At 67.8% G+C, this 14,468-nt stretch carries 12 protein-coding genes and 1 pseudogene; all 13 read left to right on the top strand.

Features of this window, described 5'->3' with window-relative positions; all coding sequences use genetic code 11:
• The coding region (locus AB7U92_RS08625) for an NAD(P)/FAD-dependent oxidoreductase (protein WP_428575775.1) at positions 1 to 515 on the top strand (515 nt) is incomplete at its 5' end.
• Positions 512 to 1,300 (top strand): gamma-glutamyl-gamma-aminobutyrate hydrolase family protein, encoded by a 789-nt coding sequence (locus AB7U92_RS08620; RefSeq protein ID WP_428575774.1) that lies wholly within the window; start codon positions 512 to 514, stop codon positions 1,298 to 1,300. The genes AB7U92_RS08625 and AB7U92_RS08620, both read left to right, overlap by 4 nt.
• A gap of 82 nt (positions 1,301 to 1,382) precedes the next feature.
• Positions 1,383 to 2,750 (top strand): glutamine synthetase family protein, encoded by a 1,368-nt coding sequence (locus tag AB7U92_RS08615; protein WP_428575773.1) that lies wholly within the window; start codon positions 1,383 to 1,385, stop codon positions 2,748 to 2,750.
• 25 nt (positions 2,751 to 2,775) lie between these two features.
• Positions 2,776 to 4,206, top strand: coding sequence for an aspartate aminotransferase family protein (locus AB7U92_RS08610; RefSeq protein ID WP_428575772.1), 1,431 nt, complete (start codon positions 2,776 to 2,778; stop codon positions 4,204 to 4,206).
• A gap of 119 nt (positions 4,207 to 4,325) precedes the next feature.
• The gene (locus AB7U92_RS08605) at positions 4,326 to 5,450 is read left to right on the top strand and encodes a polyamine ABC transporter substrate-binding protein (protein WP_428575771.1); all 1,125 of its coding nucleotides are present in this window, start codon (positions 4,326 to 4,328) and stop codon (positions 5,448 to 5,450) included.
• 1 nt (position 5,451) lies between these two features.
• Positions 5,452 to 6,565, top strand: a pseudogene (locus AB7U92_RS08600) (ABC transporter ATP-binding protein).
• A gap of 7 nt (positions 6,566 to 6,572) precedes the next feature.
• Positions 6,573 to 7,505: an ABC transporter permease gene (locus AB7U92_RS08595; RefSeq protein WP_428575770.1), complete on the top strand. Its 933-nt coding sequence runs from the start codon at positions 6,573 to 6,575 to the stop codon at positions 7,503 to 7,505.
• Positions 7,502 to 8,359, top strand: coding sequence for an ABC transporter permease subunit (locus AB7U92_RS08590; RefSeq protein ID WP_428575769.1), 858 nt, complete (start codon positions 7,502 to 7,504; stop codon positions 8,357 to 8,359). Before AB7U92_RS08595 ends, AB7U92_RS08590 begins: the two co-directional genes overlap by 4 nt.
• A 57-nt stretch (positions 8,360 to 8,416) precedes the next feature.
• Positions 8,417 to 9,814 (top strand): DUF3138 family protein, encoded by a 1,398-nt coding sequence (locus AB7U92_RS08585; RefSeq protein ID WP_428575768.1) that lies wholly within the window; start codon positions 8,417 to 8,419, stop codon positions 9,812 to 9,814.
• 104 nt (positions 9,815 to 9,918) lie between these two features.
• Positions 9,919 to 11,418, top strand: a complete 1,500-nt coding sequence (locus AB7U92_RS08580; RefSeq protein WP_428575767.1) for an aldehyde dehydrogenase — start codon at positions 9,919 to 9,921, stop codon at positions 11,416 to 11,418.
• Between the two features lie 10 nt (positions 11,419 to 11,428).
• Positions 11,429 to 12,706 carry a 4-aminobutyrate--2-oxoglutarate transaminase gene (gene gabT, locus AB7U92_RS08575; protein ID WP_428575766.1) on the top strand — a complete coding sequence of 426 codons (1,278 nt, stop codon included), beginning with the start codon at positions 11,429 to 11,431 and terminating at the stop codon, positions 12,704 to 12,706.
• Positions 12,703 to 14,019: a type III glutamate--ammonia ligase gene (glnT, locus tag AB7U92_RS08570; protein WP_428575765.1), complete on the top strand. Its 1,317-nt coding sequence runs from the start codon at positions 12,703 to 12,705 to the stop codon at positions 14,017 to 14,019. Before gabT ends, glnT begins: the two co-directional genes overlap by 4 nt.
• An 11-nt stretch (positions 14,020 to 14,030) precedes the next feature.
• Positions 14,031 to 14,468 (top strand): DMT family transporter (locus AB7U92_RS08565; RefSeq protein ID WP_428575764.1); only part of this gene is annotated, 438 nt, incomplete at its 3' end.

Here is a 14,468-nt window from a genome sequence, read left to right as displayed (position 1 = left end):
CGAAGCTCGCCGAATCGCTGATCCCTTCCGGCTCGGCGGTGTGCGACACCAACTTCGTGCTCGACTACTTCCGACCGACCGTCGACCACCGCATGCTCTACGGCGGCCGGGTGAGCTACAGCACCGCCACGCCGATGAACCTGGCGGCGAGCATGCAGCGGCGCATGGCGCGCAGCTTCCCGCAGCTGAAGGACACCAAGGTGGAGTACGCCTGGGGCGGCTTCGTCGACATCTCGATGAACCGCGCGCCCGACTTCGGCCGCCTCGCCGAGCGGCTCCACGGCGCCGACCGAGCGCTCTGGGCAAACGTCTACTACCTGCAGGGCTTCTCCGGCCACGGCCTGGCGCTGACCGGGCTGGCGGGCAAACTGGTGGCCGAGGCCATCGCCGGTGATGCGGAGCGCTTCGACACCTTCGCGCGCATCCGCCATCGCCCCTTCCCCGGTGGCAAGCTGCTGCGCACGCCGGCGCTGGTGGCCGGCATGGCCTACTACCGACTCAGGGACCTGCTGTGAGCGAGCGCACGACGTCCAAGCCGGTGGTACTGGTGCCCTCGTGCAACCGCATGCTGGGCCAGCATCCCTTTCATGTGGCCGGGCGCAAGTACATAGAGGCGGTGCGGCTGGCCGGCGGCCTGCCGCTGATCGTGCCGGTGGCGCATGCCGACGAGATCGACGAACTGCTCGACCTCGCCCATGGCGTGTTGCTGACCGGCTCGCCGTCGAACGTGCACCCGCGCCACTTCGGCGAGGACGTGCTCGACCCCTCGCTGCCGCTGGACCCGGAGCGAGACGACTGGACGCTGCCGATGATCCGCCGCATCGTCGAGCGCGGCATTCCGCTGTTCGCGATCTGCCGCGGCTTCCAGGAGACCAACGTGGCGCTCGGCGGCTCGCTGCACCAGGCAGTGCATGAGGTCGAGGGCCAGCACGACCATCGCGGTGCCGGCGGTCGGGCCGATGCCTCGGCCGATGAGGTCTACGACCTCGCCCACCCGGTGGACGTGCTGCCCGGCGGCGTGCTCTCGGGCATCCTGCCGGAGCTGCGCATCCGGGTGAACTCGGTGCATGGCCAGGGCGTCAACCGCCTGGCCGACGGCCTGCGCATCGAGGCGCGGGCCCCCGATGGCCTCGTCGAGGCGTTCTCCGTCGAGCGCGCACCGGGATTCAACCTGTGCGTGCAGTGGCATCCGGAATGGAAGGCGGCGTCGAACCCGGTCTCGGTACGCTTGTTGCGTGCCTTCGGGGATGCCTGCCGCACCTTCCGCGATCGTCCCCGGGCGCCTCAGCCATCCCGCTGATCCGCCCCGCCGCCACCGCGGCAGCCCCTTCGCGCGGCACCGGCCAAGAGCCGCCCTCCGCGCCACAACCCTCAGGTGACCCATGGTAGACAAGAAGAACTTCGGCTTCGCCGAACTGGAACAGTGGCTCAACGAACGCCGCGTGACCGAGATCGAGTGCCTCGTGCCCGACCTCACCGGCGTGGCCCGCGGCAAGATCCTGCCGCGAGAGAAATTCACCGAAGACCGCGGCATGCGGCTGCCGGAGGCGATCGTCGCGATCGGCGTGACGGGCGAATTCCCCGAGGAAGGCCCGTACTACGACGTCATCCACGCCACCGACCGCGACATGCACCTGCGCCCCGACCCGAGCACGGTGCGCATCGTGCCCTGGGCGACCGACCCGACCGCGCAGGTGCTGCACGACTGCTTCGACCGCGACGGCAAGCTGATCCCCTACGCGCCGCGCTCGGTGCTGCGCCATGTGTGCGACCTCTACGCCGCCGAGGGCTGGAGCCCGGTGGTGGCGCCTGAGCTCGAGTTCTACCTGATCGAGCGCAACTCCGACCCGAACACGCCGCTGCGGCCGCCGCGCGGGCGCAGCGGCCGTGCGGAGACCTCGCGCCAGGCCTACTCGATCGACGCGGTCAACGAGTTCGATCCGCTGTTCGAGGACATCTACGCCTACTGCGAGAAGATGGAGCTCAACGTCGACACGCTGATCCACGAGGTCGGCGCGGGGCAGATGGAGATCAACTTCTTCCACGACCACCCGCTGGGGCTGGCCGACGAGGTGTTCTTCTTCAAGCGCACCATCCGCGAGACGGCGTTGCGCCACGAGATGTACGCCACCTTCATGGCCAAGCCGATGGCCGGCGAGCCGGGCAGCGCGATGCACGTGCACCAGAGCATCGTCGACGAGGTCAGCGGCCGCAACATCTTCAGCAATCCCGACGGCTCACCCTCCAAGGAGTTCTACTGGTACATCGGCGGGCTTCAGAAGTACACGCCGGCGGCGATGGCGCTGTTCGCGCCCTACGTCAATTCGTACCGGCGCCTCGCGCGCTCGACCGCCGCGCCGATCAACATCCAGTGGGGCACCGACAACCGCACGGTGGGCATCCGCTCGCCGGTGGCCACACCGGCGGCGCGCCGCGTCGAGAACCGCGTGATCGGCGCCGACGCCAACCCGTACGTGGCGCTGGCCGCCACGCTGGCCTGCGGCTACCTGGGCATCAAGAACCGCATCGAGCCTACGCCCGAGTGCAAGGGCGACGCGTATCTCTCGGAGTACCAGCTGCCGCGCTCGCTGTCGGAGGCGCTGGGCTGGCTGGCCGACGAGAAGGACCTGCACGACGTGCTGGGCAAGGAGTTCGTCACCGTGTACTCCGAGGTCAAGGATACCGAGTACGGCGAGTTCATGAAGGTGATCTCGCCGTGGGAGCGCGAGCACCTCCTGCTCCACGTCTGAACCGAACGAACGATTGGAGAAGCGCATGAACGCCGTTCTCAACCCTCCGCACACCCGCACCACCGCCGAATGGCAGGCCGCCGATGCGGCGCACTACCTGCACCCCTTCACCGACTTCAAGGGCCTGGCGAACAAGGGCTCGCGCGTCATCACGAAGGCCGACAACATCTACCTCTGGGACAGCGACGGCAAGAAGATCCTCGACGCCATGTCGGGTCTGTGGTGCGTCAACGTCGGCTACGGTCGCCAGGAACTGATCGACGCCGCGACGCGCCAGCTCAAGGAGCTGCCCTTCTACAACAGCTTCTTCCAGACCGCGACACCGCCGGCCATCGAACTCGCCGAACTGCTGGCGCAAGTGACGCCGCCGCATTTCCAGCACGTGTTCTTCTCCGGCTCCGGCTCCGAGGGCAACGACACCGTGGTGCGCATGGTGCGCCGCTACTGGGACGTGCTCGGCCAGCCGCAGCGCAAGGTGATCATCAGCCGCAAGAACGCCTACCACGGCTCGACCATGGCCGGTGCCTCGCTCGGCGGCATGAGCGGCATGCACGAACAAGGGGGCCTGCCGATCCCCGATATCGTGCACATCGAGCAGCCGTTCTGGTTCGAACTGGGGCGCGGCCCCCAGCCGCCGGCGACGGCGGCTGACGAAAGAGCCTCTCGCGACGACTTCGGGCGTACCGCCGCGGCATGGCTCGAGGCGAAGATCCTCGAGATCGGCGCCGACAAGGTGGCCGCCTTCATCGGCGAGCCCATCCAGGGCGCGGGCGGCGTGATCGTGCCGCCGGCCACCTACTGGCCCGAGATCCAGAAGACCTGCGACAAGTACGGCATCCTGCTGGTCAGCGACGAGGTCATCACCGGCTTCGGCCGCACCGGCCAGTGGTTCGGCTGCGAGACCATGGGCACGAGGCCCGACCTGATGACCTTCGCCAAGGGCGTGACCTCGGGCTACATCCCGCTGGGCGGCGTGATGGTCGGCGAGCGCGTCGCGCGGGTGCTGATCGACCAGGGCGGCGAGTTCGCCCACGGCTACACCTACTCCGGGCATCCGGTGGCCTGCGCGGTGGCACTGGCCAATATCCGGCTGATCCAGCGCGAGGGCCTGGTCGAGCGGGTGCGCGAGGACGTCGGCCCCTACCTGGCGCAGCGTTATGCCGAGCTGGCCGAACATCCGCTGGTGGGCGAGGCGCAGACCTGCGGCCTGATGGGCGCGCTGCAGCTGGTCAAGGACAAGGCTTCGGGCACGACGTTCGACGGCGCGCTGGAGGTCGGCATGGTCTGCCGCGGCCACTGCTTCGGCAACGGCCTGATCATGCGCGCCGTGGGCGACCGGATGATCATCGCCCCGCCGCTGGTGATCACGCGCGCGCAGATCGACGAGATGGTCGCCCTGATCCGCCGCTGTCTCGATCTCACGCTGGCCGACGTCAAGGCGCGCGGCTGGATGTGAGCATGGCACGGGGTTTGCCTCTAACGCCCCATGCGTGCGCCTCGCTAGACTGCCCGCCAGCTGTTTTCCCGATCCCGTTCTCCGACCCTTCGAAAACCTCGACACCAAGGAAGTCCACCATGAAGCGGATGCTCAGTGCCCTCAGCTCCATCACCATGGCCACCGTGGCCGCCACGGCCGCGCTGTGGGGCCCGCCGGCCGCGGCGCAGGAAGAGGAGAAGGTGCTCAACGTCTACAACTGGTCGGACTACATCGCCGAGGACACGATCCGGAATTTCGAGAAGGAAACCGGCATCAAGGTCCGCTACGACAACTTCGACAACAACGAGATCGTCCACGCCAAGCTGGTGGCGGGCAAGACCGGCTACGACGTGGTCGTGCCCTCGTCGTACTGGGCCAAGATCCAGGCCGACGGCGGCCTGCTGATGAAGCTCGACAAGAGCAAGATCCCCAACCTGAAGAACCTCGACCCGGCGCTGCAGGAGCAGCTCGCCAAGCTCGACCCGGGCAACCAGTTTCAGGTGAACTGGCTGTGGGGCTACACCACGGTGGGCATCAATGTCGAGAAGGTCAAGGCGGCGCTGGGCAGCATGCCGATGCCCGAGAACGCCTGGGACCTGGTCTTCAAGCCCGAGTACATCTCCAAGCTCAAGAGCTGCGGCGTGAGCTTCCTTGACTCCGCGACCGAGGTGATCCCGGCGGCGCTGCACTACCTGGGCAAGCCGGCCTACTCGAAGGTGCAGGCCGACTATGCCGGCGTGGCGCCGCTGCTGAAGTCGATCCGCCCGCACGTGACGCTGTTCAGCTCCTCGGGCTACATCAACGACATGGCCAACGGCTCCATCTGCGTGGCGCTGGGTTGGTCAGGCGACATCAACATCGCCCGCCAGCGCGCCATCGACGGCAAGACCGGCCAGAACATCCAGGCCCTGGTGCCCAAGACCGGCGGCATCCTGTTCTTCGACGTGATGGTGATCCCGGCCGACGCGCCGCACCCCGGCAACGCGCACAAGTTCATCGACTACATCCTGCGCCCCGAGATCCATGCCAGCCTGACGAACAAGGTCTTCTACGCCAACCCGAACAAGGAGTCGAAGAAGTTCATCAAGCCGGAAGTGGCGAGCAATCCGACGGTGTTCCTCAGCGACGCCGACATGAAGAAGATGCAGGCCCCGGACGCGCTGTCCAACGACATCCGCCGGACGATGACCCGCCTGTACACCAGCTTCAAGACGGGCCTGTGACGTGACTGCCTCGGCGCCGGCATTCCTCCAGATCCAGGACGTGGTCAAGGACTTCGGCGGCGGTGCCGTCGCGGTCAACCACGTCTCGATCGACATCGCCAAGGGCGAGATCTTCGCGCTGCTCGGTTCGTCGGGCTGCGGCAAGACGACGCTGTTGCGCATGCTGGCCGGCTTCGAGGCGCCGACGTCCGGGCGCATCGTGCTCGACGGCATGGACCTCGCCGGGCGCGCGCCGTACGACCGGCCGATCAACATGATGTTCCAGAGCTACGCGCTCTTCCCGCACCTCACCGTGGCGGAGAACATCGCCTTCGGCCTCAAGCGCGACGGCATGCCGGCTGACCAGATTGCTCAGCGCGTCGACGCGATGCTCAAGCTGGTGCAGCTCGGCAAGTTCGCCAAGCGCAAGCCGCACCAGCTCTCCGGCGGCCAGCAGCAGCGCGTGGCGCTGGCGCGCAGCCTGGCCAAGCGGCCGCAGCTGCTGCTGCTCGACGAACCGCTCGGCGCGCTCGACAAGAAGTTGCGCGAGGAGACGCAGATCGAACTGGTCAACATCATCGAGGAGGTCGGCGTGACCTGCGTGATGGTGACGCACGACCAGGAGGAGGCCATGACCATGGCCTCGCGCATCGCCATCATGAGCGAGGGCAAGGTGCTGCAGGTCGGCGCGCCGGCCGACATCTACGAGACGCCGGCCACGCGCTTCGTGGCCGACTTCATCGGCAACGTCAACCTGATGGATGGCACGCTCGCCACGGACGAGGCCGACCACTGCGTGATCGACTGCGAGGACATCAAGCACTACGTCGGCCACGGCATCACCGGCACGCAGGGCATGGCGGTGACGGTGGCGGTGCGGCCGGAGAAGATCCACCTCTCGCCGCACGCGCCGAGCAACGAGGACCAGGCGCACGGCTTCAACCGGGCCAGGGGCGTGGTGAAGAACCTGTCGTACTTCGGCAGCTACACCGTCTACCACCTCGAGCTGCCCAGCGGCCGCACGCTAAAGATCAGCCAGAACAACACCCAGCGCCACCGCGAGCACGAGCTGACCCTGGGGCAGTGAGGCCTGGGCGCACTGGTCGCGGCAGTCGCAGGTCGTGCTGACGCAATGAGTCCGCGATGAAGACTCTGCGCGCCCTTCTCGCCTGGCTGACCCGCGGACGCACCGCGGTGATCGGCGTGCCCTACCTGTGGCTGCTGGTCTTCTTCCTGTTCCCGTTCCTGATCGTCTTCAAGATCAGCGTGTCGGAGATGGAAGGCGTCGTCTTCAAGGACGTGCTGACCTTCACCGAGGGCGTGCTGGCGCTGACCGTCAAGCTGTCGAACTACGTGTTCATCACGCAGGACGATCTCTACTTCCTGACCTACCTCTCCAGCATCAAGTACGCCGCCATCACGACGGTGCTGTGCCTGGTGATCGGCTACCCGTTCGCCTACTTCATGGCACGCGCGAAGGCGACGATCCAGCCCGCGCTGCTGATGCTGGTGATGCTGCCGTTCTGGACCTCCTTCCTGCTGCGCGTCTATGCCTGGAAGGGCCTGCTGACCGAACACGGCTGGGTGGCCGAGCTGCTGATCTTCCTGAAGGTCGACCACGTGCTGCTGGCCATGGGCGTGATCCCCGTGCTGGGCAAGTTCATGAACTCGCCCTTCTCGCTGGTGCTCGGCATGGTCTACACCTACCTGCCGTTCATGATCCTGCCGCTGTACGGCAACCTGGCGAAGATGGACCTGCGCCTGCTCGAGGCGGCGGCCGACCTGGGTGCCACGCCGTGGACGGCGTTCTGGAAGGTGACGGTGCCGCTGTCCAAGGCCGGCATCATCGCCGGTTCGATGCTGGTGTTCATTCCGTGCATCGGCGAGTTCGTCATTCCCGAACTGCTCGGCGGGCCGCAGACGCTGATGATCGGCCGCGTGCTGTGGGACGAGTTCTTCAGCAACAACGACTGGCCGATGGCCTCCACCGTGGCAGTGGTGATGGTGCTGCTGATCCTGGTGCCGCTGGCGATCTTCAACCGCTACCAGGCCCAGGCGCAGGAGGGCCGCAAATGAGCGGCAAGGCGCTGTTCGGCAGCGGCTTCGCCCGCAGCTTCTCGCGGGCCTGGCTGCTGGCCGGCTACCTGTTCCTGTACCTGCCCATCGTGGCGCTGGTCATCTACTCGTTCAACGATTCGCCGATCCCCAACGTCTGGGCCGGCTTCACGCTGAAGTGGTACGCCGCCCTGCCGGGCGACCGCGAGATGATCGCCGGCCTCTGGCTGAGCCTGAAGATCGCCTTCTTCACCGCCTGCGGCTCGGTGGTGCTGGGCACCATGGCGGCCTTCGCGCTGGTCAAGTACCGCCGCTTCGGCGGCCGCACGATGTTCACCGGCATGGTCAACGCCCCGCTGGTGATGCCCGAGGTGATCATCGGCCTGTCGCTGCTGCTGATGCTGGTGTCGGTGCAGCGCGCCATCGGCTTCCCCGAGCGCGGCATGCTGACCATCTGGTTCGGTCACATGCTGCTGGGCATGGCCTACGCCACCGTCGTGGTGCAGGCTCGCCTGCAGGACCTGAACCCCCAGCTCGAAGAAGCCGCGATGGACCTCGGGGCACGGCCGCACCAGGTGTTCTACCTGGTGACGCTGCCGATGATCGCCCAGTCGCTGCTGTCGGCCTGGCTGCTCACCTTCACGCTGTCGCTCGACGACGTGGTGCTCTCCGCCTTCCTGTCCGGCCCCGGCGCCACGACCATGCCGCTGGTCATCTTCTCCCGCGCCCGGCTTGGCCTGAACCCGAGCGTCAATGCGGTGGCCACCATCATCGTGGTGGTGGTCTCCATCGGCGTGGTGCTCGCCAGTCTGGCGATCGCCCGCGCCGAGCGCCGCCGCAGCCAGGATCTCGCCGCCGCCGCCCGCGGGGGCTGAACGACACGTGACCCGATACGCTATTCGAAACGATTGACCACACGAGGAGAACCCGAGATGAAATTCTGGCAACCCACCGCCCTCGCCCAGGCCGCCGTGATCGCCCTCGGCGCGAGCTTCGCGAGCGGGGCCTCCGCGCAGTCCGCGGCCGACCTGATCAAGGAGATCCAGGAGCTGAAGAAGCGTGTGGCCGAACTCGAAGGCAAGCAGAAGGCGGCCGATGCGGCCAAGCCCGCAGGACCGGCTTCGGGCCAGTGGGGCATGACGCCCGAGCAGGCCGCCGAATTCAACCGCATCGCGGTGAAGACCGAAGCCACGGAAGACAACCTGGAGATGTGGGGCATCAAGGGCCTGACCATCACCGGCTACATGGATCCGACCTTCATCTACAACAAGCGCCAGGACAAGGCGGGCTTCCAGTTCCTCAACGCCGTGGGCGACGACGGCTACAACTACGACAACTCCTACTTCGGCGCCGCGGTGATCGACTTCACCAAGGAAACCGAGTCCGGCACGCGCTGGAAGCTCACGCTCGCCCCCAACCGCGGCGTGGGCGCAGTGGTCGATGGCGTGTCGATGGTGCACGAGGCCACCGTCTCGATCCCGCTGACCGACCTGCAGACGCGCATGATCGTCGGCCAGATGCCCGACTGGTCGGGCTACGAATACCTGCAGCCGACGCTCAACAAGCTGATCACCCACAACCTGCTGTTCGACTTCACGCTGCCCACCGCCTACACCGGCGTCGGCATCGACTACACCCAGGGCAAGTGGTGGCTGCGCGGCATGGTGGCCAACATGAACGCCAGCCGCAAGAACCCGGGCGACAAGGCGCCGGTGCTGGCCTATCGCGTCGACTACTCGCGCGGCGAGTTCCAGGGCTTCGGCTTCGCCGGCGTGCACGGCAAGGCGGCCAACTTCCGCTCCGACGACGTCAACCCGATCACCACCGACCCGTACGACACCCGCGACACGCGCCTCGACCTGTTCCAGATCGACGGCTACTTCATCCGCGGCGACTGGACGGTGCAGGGCCAGTTCAGCTACGGCCAGCAGAAGCGCGCCGCGATCACGGCCGATCCGGTCACCGGCGAAATGCGCGACGCAAAGTGGTGGGGCGTTTCCGGTCTGGCGGCCTACAAGTGGACGCCGCGCTTCGAGACCACGGCCCGCCTGGACTACATCGACAACAAGAAGAACGGTGGCGGCCTGCTCGGCTACACCTTCGCCGACGACCGCAACGGCATCGGCCCCGATCCGGCCGGCGATCCCGAGAAGGGCGCGAACCGAACGGCGCTCACGCTGGGGGCCAGCTACCTCTACAACCTCAACACCACCTTCAAGGTCGAGTACCGCCTGGACCGCGCCAACCTGCCGGTCTTCCTCGATGTGAAGGACGGCAGCTACGGCAAGAGCAACCACCTGCTCGGGACCTCGGTGGTGGTGTCGTTCTGAATCCCGTGCCCGCCTGAGCGGCGGGCGCCCCACGCGACACGGCCCCCGTGGCCCCACGAAGGCCACGGGGGCTTCGTCGTCTTCACCTGACCAAGGAGTTCCGCATGAACAAGCCCGCACCCGACTGGCACGCCGCCGCCTCGGCCCTGCGCATCGACGGCCGCGCCTTCGTCGGCGGCCAGCGCGTGGCCAGCGCCAGCGGCGAGACCTTCACCAAGACCTCGCCGATCGACGGCCGCGTACTCGGCGAGATCGCTCGCGGCCGCACGGAAGACGTCGACCGCGCCGTGGCCTCGGCGCGCGCCGCCTTCGCCGACGCCCGCTGGGCCGGCAAGGCGCCCGCCGCGCGCAAGAAGACCCTGCAGCGTTTCGCCGAGAAGATCCTCGCGGCCAAGGATGAGCTCGCCCTGCTCGAGACGCTGGACATGGGTAAGCCCATCCAGTACAGCCTGGGCGTCGACGTGGCGGCTACCGCGCGCACCATCGCCTGGTATGCGGAAGCCGTCGACAAGATCTACGACGAGATCGCGCCCACGGCCGCTTCGGCACTGGCGCTGATCACGCGCGAGCCGATGGGCGTGGTCGGCGTGGTGGTGCCCTGGAATTACCCGATGATCATGGCCGCGTGGAAGCTGGGCCCGGCGCTGGCCGCCGGCAACAGCGTGGTGCTCAAGCCCAGCGAGAAGAGCCCGCTGACCGCTTTGCGCCTGGCCGAACTCGCCCTCGAGGCCGGCCTGCCGGAAGGCGTGTTCAACGTCGTGCCCGGCTACGGCCACGAGGCCGGCGAGGCGCTGGCCCTGCACATGGACGTGGATGCGATCGGCTTCACCGGCAGCACGCGCGTGGGCCGCAAGATGCTCGAGTACGCCGGCCGCAGCAACCTCAAGCGCGTGTACAACGAACTCGGCGGCAAGTCCGCCTTCGTCGTCTTCGACGACTTCGCGAATACCGAGCGTGCCGCGAAGACGGTGGCCGGCAGCATGTTCTTCAACCAGGGCGAGAGCTGCAATGCGCCCTCGCGCGTGCTGGTGCACGAGAAGGTGGCCGACCGCTTCCTCGAGGTGGTGGCTGCCGAGGCGCCGAAATACGCCCCAGGCGACCCGCTGTCGGGCTCGGCCGAGATGGGCGCGCTGGTCGACGAGGGGCAGATGAAGACCGTGCTGGGCTACATCGACGCGGGCGCCACCGAGGGTGCCAGGCTCGTCACCGGCGGGCAGCGTGCGCGCGCCGAGACCGGTGGCTTCTACGTGCAGCCCACGGTCTTCGAGCGCGTGCGCAACGACATGCGCATCGCCCGCGAGGAGATCTTCGGGCCGGTGATGAGCGTGATCCGCTTCAAGGACGAGGCCGAGGCCATCGCGATCGCCAACGACTCCAGCTACGGCCTGCAGGCCAGCGTGTGGAGCGACAACGTCAACCGCGCGCACCGCGTGGCGCGCGCGCTTCGCGCTGGCACCGTGCACGTGAACCAGTACGACGAGGACGACATCACCGTGCCCTTCGGCGGCTACAAGCAGAGCGGCAATGGCCGCGACAAGAGCCTGCACGCCTTCGACAAGTACACGGAACTCAAGACCACCTGGCTGCGCATCGACGCCGCCTGAGGAGATTGCGATGAACCATTCGCTCAACGAACAACTGATGGCCCGCAAGGCCGCCGCCACGCCGCGCGGCGTGGGCGTGATGGGTACCTTCTTCGCCGACCGCGCCGACAACGCCGAGTTGTGGGACGTCGAGGGCCGCCGCTTCATCGACTTCGCCGGCGGCATCGCGGTGATGAACAGCGGCCATGGCCACCCGAAGGTGATCGCCGCCATCGAGGCGCAACTGAAGAAGTTCACCCACACCTGCTACCAGGTGGTGCCCTACGAGAGCTACATCGCGCTGGCCGAGAAGCTCAACGCGCTCACGCCGGGCAGCCACGCCAAGAAGACCGCCCTCTTCTCCACCGGCGCGGAAGCCGTCGAGAACGCGATCAAGATCGCGCGCTCGTACACCAGGCGTTCCGGCGTGATCGCCTTCGGCGGCGCCTTCCACGGTCGCAGCCTGTTCGCCGTGTCGCTGACCGGCAAGGTGATGCCCTACAAGGCCGGCTTCGGCCCCTTCCCGCCGGAGATCTACCACGCGCCTTTCCCCTGCCACTGCGCGAACCTCGCCGAGGTGAAGAAGGCGGTTCACGGCCTCTTCAAGGCCGACATCGAGCCCAGCCGTGTGGCCGCGATCATCTTCGAGCCGGTGCAGGGCGAAGGTGGCTTCAACGTGATCCAGGCCGAGGCCGTGAAGTGGCTGCGCGAACTGTGCGACGAGCATGGCATCGTGCTGATCGCCGACGAGATCCAGACCGGCTTCGGCCGCACCGGCAAGCTGTTCGCGATGGAGCATTTCGGCGTGATGCCGGACCTGATGACCATCGCCAAGAGCCTGGCCGGCGGCGTGCCGCTGTCGGCGGTGACGGGCAAAGCCGAGATCATGGACGCACCGGCGCCCGGCGGCCTGGGCGGCACCTATGCCGGCAACCCGCTGGCCATCGCCGCGGCGCACGCGATCATCGACGTGATGCGCGACGAGAGGCTGCCGGAGCGTGGCGCGACGCTGGGCGCGCAGCTCAAGGCCATGCTCGAATCGATGCGCCAGGAGGTGCCGCAGATCGCCGACGTGCGCGGCCTCGGCGCGATGATGGCGGTGGAGTTCAACCAGCCCGGCAGCGGCGAGCCCGACGCCGACTTCACGAAGAAGGTGCAGGCCGAAGCGCTCAAGCGCAACCTGATCCTGCTGACCTGCGGCGTGAACGCGAACGTGGTGCGCTTCCTCTTCCCGCTGACCATCCAGCAGCCGGTGTTCGACGAGGCGGTTGCCATCCTGCGCGAGTCGCTGCTCGCCGCCCGGGCGTGAGCGCAGACGGCATCGAGGCGCTGCGCGAGCGGCTGGCTGCGCAGGGCGTGCACACGCTTGTTGCGCAGTTCACCGACCTGCACGGCATCGCCAAGGGCAAGTACCTTCCGCTCGACCAGCTTCGCACGCTGGTCGAGACCGGTGCCGGCTTCTCCGGCCCGTCGATCGCCGGCACCGGCCTGCCGCGCATGGGCCCGCGTTCGGAGTACTACGGCCGCGGCGACCCCGCCACCGCCCGCGCCTTGCCCTGGATGCCCGGGTACGCGCGGCTGGCCTGTGATGGCTTCGTGGCCGGCGAACCCTTCGATGCCTGTCCGCGCCAGGTGCTGCGCCGCCAGGTGGCACGGCTGACCGAGCGCGGCTGGACGCTGCAGACCGGCATCGAGCCGGAATTCTTCCTGCTCCGGCGGGGCGAGCGAGGCCTGGTGCCCGCCGATGACCACGACCGCCTCGACAAGCCCTCCTACGACCTCAAGAGCCTGCCGCGCAACGCCGGCTTCCTGCACGAACTGGTGCAGTCGCTCACGGCCTGCGGCCTGCAGGTGTTCCAGATCGACCACGAGGATGCGCACGGCCAGTACGAGGTCAACTTCCTGCACGACGACGCGCTGGCCAGCGCCGATCACCTGATGCTCTTCAAGCTCGCCGCGCAGGCGCTGGCGGAGCGGCATGGCATGGTCTTCTCGATGATGCCCAAGCCCTTCGCCAACCAGCCGGGCAGCGGCATGCATTTCCACGTGTCACTGTGGCAGGGGGAGCGTTGCCTGTTCGACGACGACACCACGATGCGCCACTTCATCGGCGGCGTGCTGGCGCATTCGGCCGGCCTCGCAGCGCTGGCCGCGCCGACGGTGAACTCCTACAAGCGGCTGGTCGTCGGCGAATCGCTCTCGGGCACGAGCTGGGCGCCGGCTTACATCGCTCACGGGCCGAACAACCGCACGGCGCTCGTGCGTACGCTGGCCGGTCGCTTCGAGTGGCGGCTGCCGGATGCGTCGGCCAACCCCTACCTGGCCAAGGCCGGCCTGATCGCCGCCGGACTCGACGGCATCGCGAAGCGCCTGGACCCTGGCCCCGCCTGCACCGATGACCTGTTCGAGCAGCCGCTGGCCGCGCTGCGCGCGCGCGGCATCGGCGTGCTGCCGCAGAGCCTGGGCGAGGCGGTGGATGCGCTGGAGGCCGACGAGGTGCTGCGCGAGGCCCTGGGCGCCACACTGGTGCGCGAATTCGTCACCGCCAAGCGTGCCGAGTGGATCGCCTATGCGCGCCACGTGAGCGAGTGGGAGATGCGGCGCTACGGCGAGCTGTTCTAATCGCGCCCGCGATGAGTTCTCCCGGCGCGTCGATCGCCCATCCCGTCCCCTGGCTGTCCTACCTGTGCCTGGCTTCCGGCATGGCGCTGGTGGGCAGCTACGTGGGCCTGTCGAAGATCCTGGTGCTGGTGCTGCCGATCTTCCTGCTCGCCTGGCTGCGCTTCGGCATCGCCGCCGTCGCGATGGCCGGATGGGTGAAGCGGCAGCCCGGCGAAGCGCGGCTCAGCCCGCACGACCGCTGGCTGCTGTTCCTCGAATCCTTCTTCGGCAACTTCCTCTTCTCGGTGTGCATGCTGTTCGGGGTGGCGCGTACCTCGGCGTTGGCGGCCGGCGTGATCATGGCGGCCATCCCCGCGGTGGTGGCGATCCTCTCGTGGATGCTGCTGAAGGAGCGCATCACGCTGCGCGTCGGCGCGGGCATCGCGTGCGCGGTGGGCGGCATCGCGCTC

Source organism: Piscinibacter sp. (assembly GCF_050175855.1).
Classification (GTDB): domain Bacteria; phylum Pseudomonadota; class Gammaproteobacteria; order Burkholderiales; family Burkholderiaceae_C; genus Piscinibacter.
The sequence above is the reverse complement of the archived record's forward strand: the minus strand, read 5'-3'. Positions and strand labels throughout refer to the sequence as shown.

Coding starts and splice junctions, on each gene's coding strand:
- AB7U92_RS08585 (WP_428575768.1), top strand. CDS start 8,417: ATGAAATTCTGGCAACCCACCGCCCTCGCCCAGGCCGCCGTGATCGCC.
- AB7U92_RS08605 (WP_428575771.1), top strand. CDS start 4,326: ATGAAGCGGATGCTCAGTGCCCTCAGCTCCATCACCATGGCCACCGTG.
- AB7U92_RS08580 (WP_428575767.1), top strand. CDS start 9,919: ATGAACAAGCCCGCACCCGACTGGCACGCCGCCGCCTCGGCCCTGCGC.
- AB7U92_RS08610 (WP_428575772.1), top strand. CDS start 2,776: ATGAACGCCGTTCTCAACCCTCCGCACACCCGCACCACCGCCGAATGG.
- AB7U92_RS08590 (WP_428575769.1), top strand. CDS start 7,502: ATGAGCGGCAAGGCGCTGTTCGGCAGCGGCTTCGCCCGCAGCTTCTCG.
- AB7U92_RS08595 (WP_428575770.1), top strand. CDS start 6,573: ATGAAGACTCTGCGCGCCCTTCTCGCCTGGCTGACCCGCGGACGCACC.
- AB7U92_RS08615 (WP_428575773.1), top strand. CDS start 1,383: ATGGTAGACAAGAAGAACTTCGGCTTCGCCGAACTGGAACAGTGGCTC.
- gabT (WP_428575766.1), top strand. CDS start 11,429: ATGAACCATTCGCTCAACGAACAACTGATGGCCCGCAAGGCCGCCGCC.